The organism is Mesorhizobium sp. BHbdii, assembly GCF_053848045.1.
Genome location: NZ_JBSPKX010000041.1, coordinates 1 through 840, shown reverse-complemented (window position 1 = coordinate 840; position 840 = coordinate 1). Strand labels below are relative to the sequence as shown.

Below are 840 nucleotides of genomic sequence, written 5' to 3'. Positions count from 1 at the left end.
TGGGGAACAGTGAAATGGTGCTGAAGATCCTCCGCCAGGCGGCGGAAGAGGTAGGCGGCATGTACACCAGCCGGCGTGAGTATACCGGGTTGACGCCGGCCGTTGTCGCGATCTTGCCGAAAGCTTAGAGGGCCAACTCGCGCCGCTCGTGACTGGCGACGTCCCCGGTGAGCGCTTTTATCCTGGCCGTGTCGAAAGCGTCGAGTTCGCTCTCCAGCCAGAACCGGCGACGGCCGCGCCAGTGCGGCTGAGGAAAGCCGCTCCTCCGGTCGTCGAGCCGGCGGTCGAGAGTGGTGTCGGAAATCCGATATCGCCTGCACACCGCGCCGGTATCGAGCTCGCGCCTCGGTTTCGTGACCCAACTTGCCATCGAGCCGGCTCCATGGCGCCGGAGAAAAGGCCAACCGTGCGGAACGGTTTTGGAAGGCCGACGCGGCTTTAGAGTGATAGGAATTCCCCGCCGAATGTCCAGCGGCCATGGAAGCCGTGTGGGCCTTTCCAAAGGCTTTGCGATAAAAGCCGCTGTAGTCGGCGCCCATAAGCCTGCATCAAGAACTGGTAGCCAGCCCAAATTGCAGCCGACATCGCCGGCTCGGGCTCAGATTCCTCAACCGAGAGTGCGCAGGGATATCGCGCCCACGATTCGAGTCCTTGCTCGAACGCCGCCAGCGCCCCGCGGTGCCGCGTCTTGTATGGAATGAGAGCCGACTGGGCATGAAGCCCTGTCAATGAATGCGATCGAAGATTCTTCGCGAGCTTGCCGTTCGAAATCCAGTGCGGATGTTCGTAGACCAGGAAAGCTTTGATCGCGTTCTCAAGCGCAAATCCTCCGAGTAAAAA

At 61.1% G+C, this 840-nt stretch carries 2 protein-coding genes; both read right to left on the bottom strand.

The genetic code is table 11. From position 1 onward, the window contains the following. Positions 1 to 124 precede the first annotated feature (124 nt). Positions 125 to 370: a DNA-binding protein gene (locus ACWTU8_RS31665; protein WP_454583151.1), complete on the bottom strand. Its 246-nt coding sequence runs from the start codon at positions 368 to 370 to the stop codon at positions 125 to 127. A gap of 68 nt (positions 371 to 438) precedes the next feature. Then, positions 439 to 840, bottom strand: a 402-nt coding sequence (locus tag ACWTU8_RS31660; RefSeq protein WP_455851231.1) for a hypothetical protein, incomplete at its 5' end; no start/stop codon positions are given.

Excerpts from the sequence above, each read along its gene's own strand:
- ACWTU8_RS31665 (WP_454583151.1), bottom strand. The coding sequence starts at position 370 with ATGGCAAGTTGGGTCACGAAACCGAGGCGCGAGCTCGATACCGGCGCG.